A 12,986-nucleotide genomic window follows, 5' to 3' on the forward strand; every position below is an offset into this window, starting at 1 on the left:
CCGTCAGCGCTCCAGAACCTGCTTCACATCGACGAGGTTCGAACGGACACGCAGGATGTAGAAGCCCATCGTGGTCAGATGCGACGGCGTGAACCAGGCATCGGGGCTGCCGTTGGAAACGATGAAAGGCTGCATGTCGAGCGCCGCGCGCATCTGCTTTTCCATCTCGTCCCACACACCGTCGAGGTGCTTTTCGGCCAGAACGCCGCGGAAATCCGAATGTGCTGCACGCAGCAGGCCGTAATAGGCATAAAGCTGGCCATAGGCGAACCAGAAACGATCATCCGCGCGCGTGTCGAACCAGCCGGCATGGTAGTTCTCGGCACGGTCCTTGAGGATGGCCGAAGTCGAACCGAGGTCGCTCGCGATACGGTCCACGAACTGGATCAGATTGTCGGCGCGGGCATCGAATGTTGCCTGACAGTTTTCCAGCCGCCCGTTGAAGGCACGCAGATCCTTGATCGCCGAACGGTAATAGCTCGGCGTCGGCGTTTTAGGGCCAAAGGGACTCAGGCCGAAATACCAGGAATCTTCGGCAAACTGCAGATTGCCGCGCGCCTTTTGCAGATCGCCATCGATCTGCGATGTGCCTCTGAGGCGTCCGATATTATCAACGAGTTCAATTGCCGTGCGGCGCACGGCTGCATTGATGCCGCGCTGGAACGAAGCCTTGTTGTCGAGGAACGGCGTGCGGTCCCAATCCAGCCCGAAAAAGCCGAGCTTGTAGAGCAGCATGGAAGAAATCCATGCATTCTGGTTGACGTTGAAATCGGTGAGATCGGCAGCAACTTCAGCAATGGCCGAACGCGAACATTTGCGCGCCGACGACGGCAATTGCGCCGCCTGAACCGGTTGATTCGCCGTTGCGGCATCGCCGTTCTGGCCGGTTGATGGCGCAGTGGCGGGCTGTTCTGCCGGTGCGGCAGTGGACGGAACTTCGGCTGGCGCGGCCTCCGCTTTCACCTCTTCGCCGGGCGTTGTCGCGTTCTGATAGCTGTATTTGGCCGGATAATCGGGATCGAAATTCGTCCAGGCTTGAGTCTGCCAGATGAAATAGAGGTAAAGCCCGCCAAGACCGATCACGAGGACCGCGCTTACAACTTTCCACAAAATTCCGAGCCGCAGGAAAAGCCGCCACAAACCGCCAAGCGGAATGGCAATCAGGCGGGCAAGCGCCGCGATGAAACGTCCGAGGAAGGAAAAAACGCCCTTTACTGCATTCCACACTGTAAAATATCCTTCCTTTTGCCCCATAAACCGGGGCTTCGCACCGCGTCTGCACCGCACGCGGACCTATGCATCGCAAGTCCCGTTCGCAAGCAGCCAAGCCTGAAAAAGCCACTGGTTCTCAAATAGAGTGTGCTCATCTTTTCGACAACCCAATGGTCTGATTCCGACATTTGCGTCCCGCGGATATGAGCGCTGAGCAAATGTCGGAATCAGACCACTGGTAACTTTATGAATCGCGTGGATTTTTCGAATTTGACGTTTGAAACGAGGTTTATATCGGACGGATATCAAACGTCAAATTCAATCCACTCGAACACTCATCCAACTGATTTTATCCGTCAATTTCCGCTGACAGGGTTGAATCCCGGGAGCCGATCCGTAACATGGCGCCAACCCGCTTCGGCCAAGTGCGTGGCAATCCTGCCCGCCTCCCCTGGCCGACGGTTCCGGAAAATGATGAGCGACAAACAGCTTCAAGGCGGTTTCAAATCAGGTGCGAAACGGTTTTTCGCCGGAAACTGCGGTCAACGTCGCAATCAAGAACATTTTCGCCGCTATGGTACTTGAATGGCGAAATCTTTGGTGTTTGCTAAAGCTGGAACCGGAAAAACAATCAATCCGTAAAAACGGCCCGGTAAATGGAGAGAACAATGAAGTCCGTATCGACCCTTATGCTTACGCTTGCCTTGGGTGGGCTTGCCACGGGAACGGCAATGCTGAGCGCGCCTGCAAACGCCGTCGCCGCCGAACCCGAAAGCTGCTCGACCGTCCGCTTCTCGGATGTCGGCTGGACCGACATCACCTCCACGACGGCGGTGGCGACGGAAATCCTCAAAGGTCTCGGCTACAAGACCGACATCAAGGTTCTCTCCGTGCCGGTGACCTATGCGTCGCTGAGCAAGAAGGACATCGACGTCTTCCTCGGCTACTGGAACCCGTCCATGAGCGCCGACCTCCAGCCCTATCTGGACGACAAGACCGTCGAGACGCTGCGCACCAATCTGACGGGCGCGAAATACACCCTCGCCGTGCCGAAATACGCCTATGACGAAGGCCTCAAGGACTTCAAGGACATTGCAAAGTTCAAGGACAAGCTGGGCGGCAAGATCTACGGCATCGAACCGGGCAATGACGGCAACCGCCTGATCCTCGACATGATCAACAAGGACGCCTTTGGTCTCAAATCCTTCGAACTGGCGGAATCCTCCGAGCAGGGAATGCTGGCGCAGGTCGCGCGCAGCATCAAGAGCAAGGACCCGGTCGTGTTCCTGGCATGGGAACCGCATCCCATGAACAAGCGTTTCGAAATCGCCTACCTCACTGGCGGCGACGATTTCTTCGGCCCCAATCTCGGCGGCGCCAAGGTCGAAACCAATGTGCGCACCGGCTACACGCAGGAATGCCCGAACGTCGGCAAGTTCCTCACCAATCTGGAATTCAAGCTCGATATCGAAAACGAGATCATGGGCAAGATTCTCGATGACGGCCAGGAACCGTCGAAAGCCGCACAGGACTGGCTCAAGGCCAATCCCGGCGTTCTCGACCAGTGGCTCGCAGGCGTGACGACCGTCGACGGCAAGGAAGGCCTGCCGGCCGTCAAGGCGGCGCTCGGCCTTTGATTCTCCTATGCCGCCGGGCTGCGACAAACGCGGCCCGGCACATTCCAGCACCTTCATCACAAGCACGCAGCAGGAGACTTGATCGTTGAACTGGCTGACGGACTACAAGATTCCTGTCGGACCAACCGCCAAATCTGTGGTGGACTGGCTGACGACCCATCTGGGGCTTTTCTTCGACACTTTGGCGGCGGTCATGCAGGGCCTGATTGACGGCTTGTTGTATCTCTTGCAACTGCCGCATCCACTGCTGCTGATCGCCATCTTCGCAATCATTGCCTGGCTGATCCAGCGTCGTATCTCAGTCGTCCTGCTCACCGTTCTGGGTTTCCTCTTCATCATCAATCAGGGATACTGGGAACCGACCCTCAAGACACTGACGCTCGTCCTGTCATCGTGTTTTGTCTGCATGGCGATCGGCGTGCCGCTCGGCATTGCTGCGGCCCATCGTCCGGCACTTTACGCCGCGATGCGTCCGGTTCTCGACCTGATGCAGACCTTGCCGACATTCGTCTACCTGATCCCGGCGATTGTTTTCTTCGGCATCGGCATGGTGCCGGGCCTGCTTGCCACCGTCATCTTCGTGATCCCCGCCCCCATCCGCCTGACGCAGCTCGGCATTTCCTCCACACCGTCCTCGCTCATCGAGGCGGGTGAAGCCTTTGGCGCGTCACGCTCGCAACTTCTCTGGAAGGTCGAACTGCCCTATGCGATGCCGCAAATCCTCGCGGGCCTGACCCAGACGATCATGCTTTCGCTTTCGATGGTGGTCATCGCCGCGCTTGTCGGCGCCGACGGCCTCGGCGTGCCGGTGGTGCGCGGGCTGAACTCCGTCAACATTTCTCTCGGCTTCGAAGCAGGTTTTATCATCGTCGTGGTTGCAATCATACTTGATCGCATCTTCCGCGCTGGGAACGAGAAATAGGAACAAGCGGATGACCATCATCGCACTCGAAGACGTCTGCATCATTTTCGGCAGCAATGTCGGCGACGCGCTGGCGCTGGCGGATCGCGGCGCAACCCGCTCGCAGATCCAGGCGGAAACCAATCTCGTCCTGGGCGTCCACAATTGCACGCTCAACATCGAGGAAGGCGAAATCCTCGTTCTCATGGGACTGTCCGGCTCGGGCAAATCGACCCTTCTTCGTGCAATCAACCGGCTTAATCCGATTTCGCGCGGCCGCGTTCTCGTGCGTGAAGGCGACCGCGCCATCGATGTCGGCAAGGCTGACCGGGCGACACTCCGCCATCTGCGCACCGAGCTCGTTTCCATGGTGTTCCAGCAGTTCGGCCTGCTGCCATGGCGCACGGTCGAGGAAAACGTCGCCTTCGGACTGGAAATTTCCGGGATGGGCAAGGACGAGCGCCTCGCCAAGGCCCGCGACCAGCTCGAACTCGTCGGCTTGCAGGACTGGGCCAAGCGCAAGGTCGGGGAGCTTTCCGGCGGCATGCAGCAGCGCGTCGGACTTGCCCGCGCCTTTGCGACCGGCGCACCGATCCTGCTGATGGACGAGCCTTTCTCGGCCCTCGATCCGCTGATCCGCACGCGGTTGCAGGACGAATTGCTGGCTTTCCAGTCGCGCCTGAAAAAGACCATCGTCTTCGTCAGCCACGATCTCGATGAAGCCATGAAGATCGGCAATCGCATCGCCATCATGGAAGGCGGGCGTATCGTCCAGTGCGGCACGCCGCAGGAAATTCTTCTGCAGCCCGCCGATGCATATGTCGCCGACTTCGTTGCGCATATGAACCCGCTCGGCGTGCTTCGCGCCGGAGACATCATGGTGCCTTTCGATCGCAATGCGGCACCGCGTCCTTTTGCGGCTACCGCACGGCGCGAAACGCTGGTGCGCGAACTGATGAATGCCGTGGCGGACAGCAGCGGCGATGTCGGCATCGTCGAGAATGGCGCTGTGGTCGGCAAGATTGCGGCAGACGACATTGTGCGTGCGCTGGCCTGGCATCAGCAGCGCGGAACCTCTTCGTGAACAAAAAAGCCGCACATTCTCATGTGCGGCTTTCGAATTTCAGGCTGCGCAGGATGCGCGTCAGCTATGGGCGGCCTGTCTTGCAGCAGCGCGCGCTTCCACGCGTGCCTTGATGGCATCCACATCCGCACGCGGCGTCGCGGCGAAGAGCTTCTTCGTATAATCGTGCTGCGGATTGTTGAACACGTCGTCGCGCGAGCCGTATTCAACCACCTCACCGAAATACATCACCATCACCTCATCGGCGATATAGCGCACGACCGAAAGGTCATGGCTGATGAAGACATAGGTAAGGCCGAACTCTTCCTGCAGATCGGCCAGCAGGTTGAGGACCTGGGCCTGCACCGAAAGGTCGAGTGCGGAAACCGGCTCATCCAGAATGAGCAGCTTCGGGTTAAGCATCAGCGCGCGCGCAATGGCGATACGCTGGCGCTGGCCGCCGGAGAACATATGCGGATAGCGGTTGAAGTGCTCGCGACCGAGGCCGACCTTCAACAGCATCTGCATGGCCTTGGAACGGCGCTCTTCCGCAGACATATTGGTGTTCAGCAACAGCGGTTCCGCCAGAACGTCGCCGATCTTCTGGCGCGGATTGAGCGAACCGTAGGGGTTCTGGAACACGATCTGCACCTTCTGGCGCATTTCGGGCGTCAGGCCATCGCGAGCGATGTTCACATCCTTGCCGCCGATCTTCAGTTCGCCGGAGGTCTGTGGATCGATCATGGTGAGAATGCGGGCCAGCGTGGACTTGCCGCAACCCGATTCACCGACGATCGCCAGCGTCTTGCCCTTCTCGACCTTGAAGCTCACGCCCTTGACGGCATGAACCACTTTTGGCTTGCCGAACAGCCCGCCGCCGACATGATAATCGCGCTTGATATCGCGCGCCTCGAGAACAATCTCGCTCATCACGCTTCTCCCGCACCATTATTTTCAAAGACGAAATCGGACACCGTCGGAAGACGGTCGCCCGTCGCATTCTCCGGCAGGGCCGACAGCAGCGCACGGGTATATGGATGCTTGGGCGCGGAGAACAGCGACAGCACGTCGGCATCCTCCATCTTGTGGCCCTTGTACTGCACGATCACGCGGTCCGCCGTTTCGGCAACCACACCCATGTCGTGGGTGATCATGATCAGACCCATGCCGTGCTCCACCTGAAGCCGCATCAGCAGATCGAGAATCTGCTTCTGGATCGTCACGTCGAGAGCCGTCGTCGGTTCGTCTGCGATGAGGAGCTTGGGATTGCACGCAATCGCAATCGCGATCATGACGCGCTGGCACTGGCCGCCCGACATCTGATGCGGGAAGCTTTTCAGGCGTTCCGCCGCATCGCGAATGCCGACGAGTTCCAGAAGCTCAATGGCGCGGGCACGGCTTGCCGAGCCGTTCATGCCCATATGCTGCTTCAGCACTTCCTCAAGCTGATACCCGACCGTGAAGCAGGGATTGAGGCTTGCGACCGGTTCCTGGAAAATCATCGAAATGTCGCGGCCGATGATCTTCCGGCGTTCCTTGTCGGACATCGCCTGCAAGTCCTGACCGTCGAAGGTCATGACATCTGCGGTAACGGTCGCTGACTTGGGCAGGAGGCCCATGACGGCGAGCATTCCGACAGACTTGCCCGAACCGGATTCGCCGACAATCGCCAGCACTTCGCCCTTGTCCACCGTAATGTCGATCCCGTCGACCGCCTTGAAGGGACCGGTCGAGGTGTCAAAAGAAACCGATAGATTCTTGATTTCTAACAGCGCCATCGGTCAGCTCCTCTTGAGCTTCGGGTCGAGCGCATCGCGCAGACCGTCGCCGATCAGATTGATGGCGAGAACAGTAATCAGGATCGCAAGGCCGGGGAACGTGACGATCCACCAGGCGCTCGTGATAAACTCACGTGCGGATGCAAGCATCGTGCCCCATTCGGGTGTGGGCGGCTGCGCGCCCATGCCCAGAAAGCCCAAAGCTGCAACATCGAGAATGGCGTTGGAGAACGACATCGTTGCCTGCACCACGAGCGGGGCAAGACAGTTCGGCAAAATGGTCTTGAACATCAGGCGCAGCTTGCTTGCACCGGCAAGCTTGGCCGCGGTCACATATTCGCGTTCCTTTTCCGCCATCACGGCAGCGCGGGTGAGACGCGAGAAGTGCGGCAGCAGGACCAGCGTGATCGCCAGAACGGCATTGATCAGGCCGGGCCCAAGGATCGCCACCAGAACCAGCGCCAGCAGCAGCGACGGGAATGCGAGGATAACGTCCATGATGCGCATGAACACCGTATCGACACCGCCACCAAAATAGCCGGTGATAAGGCCAATCGTTATGCCGAGGCACATTGAAATGATGACGATGACGAAGCCGACAAGCAGCGAATATTGCGCACCGTAGATCAGGCGGGAAAGAATGTCCCGCCCAACTTCGTCAGTACCGAGAAGAAACTGCGTCGTGCCACCATCTTCCCAGAACGGCGGAGTCTTTAGGAATTCACGGAACTGATCCGTAGGTCCATGCGGCGCAATAAGCGGAGCAAGGATTGCGACCAAAATGATCGCGAGAAATACGAAAAGACCGATCACAGCGCCGCGATTGACGCTGAAATAGAACCAGAAATCCCTCAACGCGCGCATCTTGCCAACGTCGTTCACGGCTTCCGGCTGAATAGCTGAGTGTGTCATGATACCCTCACTTGTGCCGGATACGCGGATTGATGAGGCCGTACAGCAGATCGACGACCAAATTCACCAGCATGATGATGAATGCGATCAGCAGCAATCCGCTCTGCACGACCGGATAGTCGCGACGGAAAATGGAATCGAGCATCCATTTGCCGATACCGGGCCATGAGAAGATCGTCTCCGTGAGGATCGCACCGGCCATCAGGACGCCGACCTGAAGGCCGATCGTCGTGATAACGGGTATCATCGCATTGCGAAGCGCATGCAGACCGACGACGCGACGAACCGGAAGGCCCTTGGCACGCGCGGTACGCACATAATCTTCACCCAGGACTTCCAGCATCGCAGAGCGCGTCTGGCGGGCGATTACGGCGAGCGGAATGGTCGCAAGCACGATGGTCGGCAGGATGAGATGCGAGACCGCGGAGGCGAAAGCGCCCTTCTGGTCTGACATCAGGCTGTCGATCAGCATGAAACCGGTGACGGGCGGGAAGAAATAGAGCAGCGAGATGCGGCCGGAGACCGGCGTCCATTGCAGCACGCCTGAGAACAGGATGATGAGCAGAAGCGCCCACCAGAAGATCGGCATCGAATAACCGACCAGCGAAATGCCCATCAGGCCCTGATCGAACCATGAGCCGCGCTTGACAGCCGCGATGACGCCGGCAGGGATGCCGAGGAGAATAGCCACGATGATCGCGCAGATGGACAACTCGACAGTTGCAGGAAACAGCGCGAAGAATTCGACGAGAACAGGCTTTTTGGTCACCAGGGACTGACCGAAATCGCCGTGCAGCAGGTTCCAGACATAGTCGAGATATTGCTGCCAGATCGGGCGGTCGAAGCCCAGTTGCGCCATCAGTTCGGCATGGCGCTCGGGGCTTACGCCGCGTTCGCCGGCCATCAACAGCACGGGATCGCCCGGAAGAACCCGGACGAAGGCAAAAGCCACGATTGTGATGCCTATGAAGGTCGGAACCAGATAGACGAGTTTGTTCAATATGAAGCGGAACATACAAAAACTCCGACCGGGTGCAGGGGATCACCCTACACCCGGCCGCTCGTGTTGTCAGATTTTACTCGGAGATATCAACGTCTTCGAAGCGATAGTCGCCGAGCGGGCTCTGCTTGAAGCCCGTGACCTTGGCCGACATCGGCACGAAGACCGTCGAGTGAGCAATGGTGTTCCAAGGAGCCTGTTCCTTGAAGATCACCTGTGCGTCTTCGTAAAGCTTGGTGCGCTCTTCCTGGCTGGTCGAGACCTTGGCCTTCTGGATCAGGTCTTCGAACGGCTTGTAGCACCACTGGGCGCGGTTGTTGGAACCGACGCCGGCGCAGCCGAGAAGCGTGCCGAGGAAGTTGTCCGGATCGCCATTGTCACCGGTCCAGCCGAGGATCACGGCGCCGTCACGGTCCTTGTCGGACGACTTCTTGAGGTATTCGCCCCATTCCATCGAAACGATTTCGGCGTTGACACCAACCTTGGCCAGATCGGACTGCATGAGTTCGGCGGTACGGCGGGCATTCGGCATGTAAGGACGGCTGACAGGCATCGCCCACAGCTTCATCTTCAGATCCTTCACGCCAGCGGCTTCAAGAGCCTTCTTGGCGGCTTCCGGATCGTACTTGTCGTCCTCGACCTTGTCGTTATAGCCCCACATCGTCGGCGGGATCGGGTTCTTGGCAACCTGGCCCTGACCCTGGAACACGGCATCGACGATGGCCTGCTTGTTGACGGCCTGATTCAGTGCCTTGCGGACTTCCGGTTTGTCATAAGGCGCCTTCAGCGTGTTGTACGCGAAGTAGGCCACGTTGAGGCCTGCCTGTTCGTCAACCTTGAGGTTGGAATCGGCCTGGAGGCCCTTGATGTCTGCCGGAGCAGGATAGGACATCAGGTGGCATTCGCCAGCCTTGAGCTTCTGCGCGCGAACAGCCGGATCGGTCGTGATCGCGAAGACGAGATCGTCGATCTTCGGCTTGCCGCCCCAATAGTTTTCGTTGGCCTTGAAGCGGACGACGGCGTCCTTCTGGTAGGCGACGAACTGGAACGGGCCGGTGCCGACCGGAACCTGGTTCAGGTCGTCCTTCTTGCCATCAGCGGCGAGCTTGTCCGTGTATTCCTTCGAAATGATCGAAGCGAAAGGCATCGAGATATTTGCGAGGAACGGCGCTTCCGGACGGTTCAGCACAAACTTGACGGTGTAATCGTCAACCTTGACGATGTCCTTGATCAGCGCACCCATTTCCATGCTGTCGAAATATTCGTAGGTGATGCCAGCGGTGTACTGGTGCCAAGGATTGTCCTTGTTGCGCATGCGATCATAGGAGAAGATCACGTCGTCGGCGTTGAAATCACGGGTCGGCGTGAAATAGTCGTTCGAATGGAACTTGACGCCCTTGCGCAGGTGGAAGGTGTATTCCAGACCGTCGTCGGTAACGTCCCAGCTTTCTGCGAGACCGGGCACGACTTTCGTCGTTCCGTTTTCGAATTCGGCAAGGCGGTTGTAAACCGGATGGGCCGAGGCGTCGAACGTATCGCCGCCGGTATAGGCAGCCGGATCAAAACCTTCAGGCGAAGCCGGCGAGCAATACACAAAGGTTTTCGCCGATGCAGCACCGCTCATCAGAGCCACCAGCGCGGTTGCTGCCAGGAGTTTTTGGTAGAATTTCATTATTGTCCGCCTCCACGGAAAAGCATGCCGCGCGCACCCCATTGCCCGCAGCTTGCGCTTATCGAAACGTGTGGATCGTCACTTTGCAAGCGCAATTTTTAGAACCACTTCATATTCTCAACCGATTATGGGACCAATCGTTAGATTTTTATTCTATGAAATGGTGCGATTTCGGAAAATTGCGCTAAAGCACACTGAATTATAATATTATTCGCACGCATTTTGCATGGGGTAATGCAAGCTGCGCATCACCGACTCGAGGTGCCAGATCCATAAATAGATCAACTGAAAGCGTGTCCCGCATCAGCCCTGTCAGGCCACCGCCGAATTGACTGGCGCTTTGGGAAGAGGCGTCGTATTAAGTGGACAATAAAAGTCATATTTGAGTCCTGCAGACCATGCCCGAAGCCAATCCTATCCGTCCGACCACGCCCGAAGCCATCCAGCTTGCCAAGTCGTTGCTGCGCACGTCGCGCTACGGTGCAATTGCCGTTTTTGACGCGGCGACCGGCAGGCCGCTGGCAAGCCGCGTTGCCGTTGCGACAGACGTGGATGGCACACCGCTCATTCTGGTCTCCGGACTGGCCGCGCATACGCCGGGCCTGCTGGCAAACCCTGCCTGCTCGCTTCTGCTCGGCGAGGTCGGCAAGGGAGACCCCCTCGCCCATGCCCGCGTCACCCTCCACTGCCAGGCGCGAAAGGTTGAGAAAACCGACGCCGACTATCCGCGCATCCGCAGGCGCTATCTCAATCATAATCCGAAGGGTTCGCTCTATGTGGATCTTGGAGATTTCGCCTTCTTCCGCCTCGAACTGGAAAGCGCCAGCCTTAACGGCGGTTTCGGCAAGGCATTCAATCTGACGCGGGACGATTTGCTATGCGCAGCTTCCGTCAGCGCCAACTTTGCCGAAGGCGAACAGAAGGCGCTTGACAATCTGAATGAAAATTACGCGTTGGAAATCGCACATATTGCGCGCGGGCTTTCGAAATCAGACGCGCTTCGGGAACAGTTCAAAATTGTGGGTATCGACCCCGATGGTGCCGATATTACCAGTGGCGATCTGGTTCTTCGTCACGTATTTTCGGCGCAGCCCGATTCTCTGGGGGAAGCTGTTACAACACTGACAAAACGGTAAAATAAAGCCCCCTGAAACAAAACCGCATTTTTTTTGGGACGAAATTGCACGTCTTTATACTGGATTGAATATAAGCAAGGGCTTTTCAAAAGCAGCTTATAGCACTATTTTGAATATGCATGCTTATGGAAATTCGCATGTATATTTTTAACTTTGTCCAGTCTTACGGGGGTATGACGGCAAATGAGCAACCAAGATACTTTCTTTGATTTGATTGAAAATGTAGACCAGGCCGCCGATTTCCTTTCGGCACTTGCTAACAATAAGCGATTACTAATTTTGTGTAAGTTGCTTCATAACGAAATGTCCGTCGGTGCGCTTGCCAAGGCGATTGACCTTAGCCAATCCGCTTTGTCTCAGCACCTGGCAAAACTACGAGCTCTTGATCTCGTTTCAACCCGGCGCGACGCGCAGACCATCTACTACATGGTCTCTTCGCCGCATATCGAGTTGATGTTGTCGACACTCTCGAGTCTGTATATGAGTCCAACACCGCGCAGACATAATCTGGCGGCGGTCGCTCACGCATAACATCATGAGGTCACAGCCGTGCGATGAAAGAAAGTTCTCATTCGCACGGCTGCGTCCATCCTTGCGTCCATCCAATTGACGATCCGGACGACATACGCCTTTCCCCTTATCGCAGCATTCGCGAGAAAGACCTCGTGGGGCGCCAGCAGCGTTTCATCGCTGAAGGCAAGGTGGTTCTGAACGTCCTGTTTTCCTCTTCCGCACGATTCGAAACGGAATCGCTGCTCGTTCTGGAAAACCGGCTCGCAGGTCTCGGAGAACAACTAGGCCAACTCCCACCCGATGTTCCCGTCTATTCCGTCCCGCAGGCTGTCATGGATGCAGTTGCGGGATTTCACGTTCATCGCGGCATTCTCGCTGTCGGCCGTCGCAAACCACAGCCCGGTCTGGAAGCGATGCTCGGAGCCCTCCCCGCCAGATCGCTCGTCGTGGTATTGTGCGGCATTTCCAATCACGACAATGTCGGCTCGATTTTTCGCAATGCCGCAGCCTTCGAGGCAGACTGCGTGCTGATGGATGAAACCTGCTGCGACCCGCTTTATCGCAAGGCCATCCGTGTATCGGTCGGCGCGACGCTGAAAGTCCCCTATTTCCACGGCGGCAACATTGATGAAATCATCGCCACGCTCGGCGATGCCAACTTCAATCTGCTGGCGCTCAGCCCGTCATCAACGCTCAGCATCTATGATGCGGCGAAGCAAGACCGTCACGCACTCCTGCTCGGGACCGAAGGGGAAGGATTGCCACCAAGGTTACTTGAGAAGCTTCAGACGGCGCGGATTCCCATGTCCACAGCGTTCGACAGCCTGAATGTCGCAACCGCATCGGGCATTGCCCTCTCGCGGTTCAGCAAATTTACTTGAGCGGCTTCCGAGTAATTCCTGTTTTGATTGGATCACCGGAAATTGCCCTGGCCGGTTCGCGCTTCGGGGCGACATGCTCCAGGGCGCTTCCGATTAAAAGGCAAACAGCGGAACCGCTCTAACTATTCGTATTGCCGCATTATCCCACGCATCGAAGCGGGATAAGAAATCAGTCCAGTGAACTGATTTCCCCGCGTAGACGCTTCGCAATTTTGCTGGAAATGCTCTCAACAAAAAACCTCCGGCTTCGAACCGGAGGTTTTTGATGCAGCAGGAAAGTA

Annotated in this window: 12 protein-coding genes; 6 read left to right on the plus strand and 6 right to left on the minus strand. The window is 57.3% G+C overall.

Features of this window, described 5'->3' with window-relative positions; all coding sequences use genetic code 11:
- Positions 1 to 3: 3 nt before the first annotated feature.
- Positions 4 to 1,254, minus strand: a complete 1,251-nt coding sequence (locus tag ACOWVS_RS14130) for a DUF2333 family protein (protein ID WP_063620710.1) — start codon at positions 1,252 to 1,254, stop codon at positions 4 to 6.
- 626 nt (positions 1,255 to 1,880) lie between these two features.
- On the opposite strand from ACOWVS_RS14130, the gene ACOWVS_RS14135 reads away from it, so the two are divergent.
- The 3 genes from ACOWVS_RS14135 to choV all read left to right on the plus strand — a co-directional run bounded on the left by ACOWVS_RS14135 (position 1,881) and on the right by choV (position 4,834).
- Complete coding sequence (locus ACOWVS_RS14135; protein ID WP_006472714.1) at positions 1,881 to 2,849, plus strand: choline ABC transporter substrate-binding protein; 969 nt, start codon at positions 1,881 to 1,883, stop codon at positions 2,847 to 2,849.
- A gap of 85 nt (positions 2,850 to 2,934) precedes the next feature.
- Entirely contained in the window at positions 2,935 to 3,771 is an 837-nt protein-coding gene (gene choW / locus ACOWVS_RS14140) for a choline ABC transporter permease subunit (RefSeq protein ID WP_063620708.1), read from the plus strand.
- A 10-nt stretch (positions 3,772 to 3,781) separates the two neighbouring features.
- Positions 3,782 to 4,834 (plus strand): choline ABC transporter ATP-binding protein, encoded by a 1,053-nt coding sequence (choV, locus tag ACOWVS_RS14145; protein ID WP_063882108.1) that lies wholly within the window; start codon positions 3,782 to 3,784, stop codon positions 4,832 to 4,834.
- Positions 4,835 to 4,894: 60 nt separating this feature from the next.
- Here choV and ACOWVS_RS14150 read toward each other — a convergent pair whose 3' ends face one another.
- The 5 genes from ACOWVS_RS14150 to ACOWVS_RS14170 form a co-directional block, all read right to left on the minus strand.
- Complete coding sequence (locus ACOWVS_RS14150) at positions 4,895 to 5,743, minus strand: dipeptide ABC transporter ATP-binding protein (RefSeq protein WP_006472712.1); 849 nt, start codon at positions 5,741 to 5,743, stop codon at positions 4,895 to 4,897.
- On the minus strand, positions 5,743 to 6,591 hold the full coding sequence (locus tag ACOWVS_RS14155; RefSeq protein ID WP_006467375.1) for an ABC transporter ATP-binding protein: 849 nt from the start codon (positions 6,589 to 6,591) through the stop codon (positions 5,743 to 5,745). The genes ACOWVS_RS14150 and ACOWVS_RS14155 overlap by 1 nt, the downstream gene beginning before the upstream one ends.
- A 3-nt stretch (positions 6,592 to 6,594) precedes the next feature.
- A complete protein-coding gene (locus ACOWVS_RS14160; RefSeq protein ID WP_006467376.1) occupies positions 6,595 to 7,503 on the minus strand; it encodes an ABC transporter permease subunit in 909 nt (302 codons plus the stop codon).
- A gap of 7 nt (positions 7,504 to 7,510) precedes the next feature.
- A complete protein-coding gene (locus tag ACOWVS_RS14165; RefSeq protein WP_006467377.1) occupies positions 7,511 to 8,518 on the minus strand; it encodes an ABC transporter permease subunit in 1,008 nt (335 codons plus the stop codon).
- 61 nt (positions 8,519 to 8,579) lie between these two features.
- The gene (locus ACOWVS_RS14170; RefSeq protein ID WP_006472623.1) at positions 8,580 to 10,175 is read right to left on the minus strand and encodes an ABC transporter substrate-binding protein; all 1,596 of its coding nucleotides are present in this window, start codon (positions 10,173 to 10,175) and stop codon (positions 8,580 to 8,582) included.
- Positions 10,176 to 10,573: 398 nt separating this feature from the next.
- Between ACOWVS_RS14170 and ACOWVS_RS14175 the strand changes: the two genes are divergently transcribed.
- From ACOWVS_RS14175 to ACOWVS_RS14185, 3 genes are all read left to right on the plus strand, one after another.
- Positions 10,574 to 11,311, plus strand: coding sequence for a HugZ family protein (locus ACOWVS_RS14175; RefSeq protein WP_063620705.1), 738 nt, complete (start codon positions 10,574 to 10,576; stop codon positions 11,309 to 11,311).
- 183 nt (positions 11,312 to 11,494) lie between these two features.
- Entirely contained in the window at positions 11,495 to 11,842 is a 348-nt protein-coding gene (locus tag ACOWVS_RS14180; protein ID WP_006467382.1) for an ArsR/SmtB family transcription factor, read from the plus strand.
- Between the two features lie 23 nt (positions 11,843 to 11,865).
- Positions 11,866 to 12,705 carry a TrmH family RNA methyltransferase gene (locus tag ACOWVS_RS14185; protein ID WP_063620703.1) on the plus strand — a complete coding sequence of 280 codons (840 nt, stop codon included), beginning with the start codon at positions 11,866 to 11,868 and terminating at the stop codon, positions 12,703 to 12,705.
- Positions 12,706 to 12,986: the final 281 nt, after the last annotated feature.

Source organism: Brucella sp. IR068 (genome assembly GCF_049065885.1).
Classification (GTDB): Bacteria; Pseudomonadota; Alphaproteobacteria; order Rhizobiales; family Rhizobiaceae; genus Brucella; species Brucella intermedia.